The 1036-nt window shown below is 51.6% G+C and carries 1 protein-coding gene; it reads right to left on the bottom strand.

What is annotated here, in order from left to right:
* Nucleotides 1-870 (bottom strand): replication initiator protein A (locus BM069_RS19590; RefSeq protein ID WP_093326223.1); only part of this gene is annotated, 870 nt, incomplete at its 3' end.
* Nucleotides 871-1036 lie beyond the last annotated feature (166 nt).

Genomic DNA, 1036 nt, shown 5'->3' with positions numbered 1-1036 from the left:
GGCAATCTCGCGGGCTTTTTCGTCTGCCCATTCGGGGATGAAAATATCCTGCCCCAGCTCGATCTTGGCCGACCGAGGACGGAAAGTCACAAGGTCTTTGTCGTTCAGTTCGATGCGATAAAACGGTGTGTGATCTTCCTCGATGATCTGGCGCAGGTTCAGGCGAAACCGTTTCAGAGGCGCGTTGCTGCCTGTCTTGGCTTGCAGTTTTTCGAGGCCGATGTGCCACTTTGACGACATGCCGCAATGCTTGCGGGCAATTTCATATATCCGACGCTCCAAGGGGCGTCGCAGGCGGAAGTAGTCTTCTGAGATGCTGACAATCTCATTCGATTCAATCGCGCGCATGAACCAGTCGGACAAGATGACTTCGCAATAGTCGAGGCGCATCCGCTCGTCGTCTTTGAAGACAAAGCCACTGCCTGACTCGATGAGCGAGAATACCCGTGTTTGTGCCCTTCCGCCTGTTTTGATGTTGGTCACGAACTGAGTACCAGCGAGGCGCACAAAGGCATCTTCGAGGCGTTTGTACTCGATCCCGCCCGTCTTGCGGTTTGTAGCAATCATCAGTTCACGCGCAGAGAACCTGACGGTTTTGCCGATCTCTTTGCCTTGGTTCTTCATCGCCATCAGTTGAGAGACGCAGAAAATCAGAATGTCCTTGTCAAAGATCGTGGGCAGGCCGTTCCCAGAAGGCACGATTTTGAGTTTGTGGTCGCCGTTCTGATAGGTCAGGTGGCGGTGGTCAGGCTTCGTGGCAAGGCTAAAAATCGGGTGTTCCATCGAGGCGGTGTCGTCCTTGGGGACAACATCAGAAATGTCGAGAACAAAGAAATCCTTTTGAGGGTGTCGAATGGGTAGTAATGCCATGAATCGATCCTAGCCGATTTTCGTTATATCGGGAACCGAAAATTTCGTTATATCGGGAACCGACCGCGTTCGCACGATCAGGAGCCAAAGTTCGTTATTTCAGGAACCAGAAATTGCCCAAATAGATTCGTTACTTTCGGAACCAAAGTTCGTTACTTTCGGAACC

Origin of the sequence: Shimia haliotis, assembly GCF_900114415.1 — a bacterium.
Taxonomy (GTDB): Bacteria; Pseudomonadota; Alphaproteobacteria; order Rhodobacterales; family Rhodobacteraceae; genus Shimia; species Shimia haliotis.
Note: the sequence above shows the minus strand (reverse complement) of the source record. Positions and strands in the feature narration are given on the sequence as shown.